Source organism: Candidatus Pseudomonas auctus (assembly GCF_048654275.1).
Lineage (GTDB): Bacteria > Pseudomonadota > Gammaproteobacteria > Pseudomonadales > Pseudomonadaceae > Aquipseudomonas > Aquipseudomonas pharyngis.
In genome coordinates this window covers 1-225 of sequence record NZ_JBJYZK010000041.1, presented here as the reverse complement: position 1 = coordinate 225, position 225 = coordinate 1, and the positions used below count along the sequence as shown (strand labels likewise).

The 225-nt window shown below is 66.7% G+C and carries 1 pseudogene; it reads right to left on the bottom strand.

The annotated features are described in order from the left end of the window. Positions 1-225 (bottom strand): annotated as a pseudogene (locus ACKUG4_RS28260) (Ig-like domain-containing protein); the annotation flags it as partial.

The window sequence follows — 225 nt, the reverse complement described above, 5'->3', positions numbered from 1 at the left end:
ACGGCTGTCAGGCCGGTCACCAGCAGGGTCCAGATGCCGGTTCCCGGATCGGCCACGGGCTGACCTTTGGGCACGCTGCCCAGCAGCACATCGACCTTCTGACCCTTGGCGGCGACACCCGACAGGGTGACCGCCGTTTCCACGGTGATCCCGCCGGGAGGAATGTCGTTTCCGCTGGGTGAGCCTTTAGCCGAGGTGATGGTTGGCGCAGTGGCAGCGGTCACG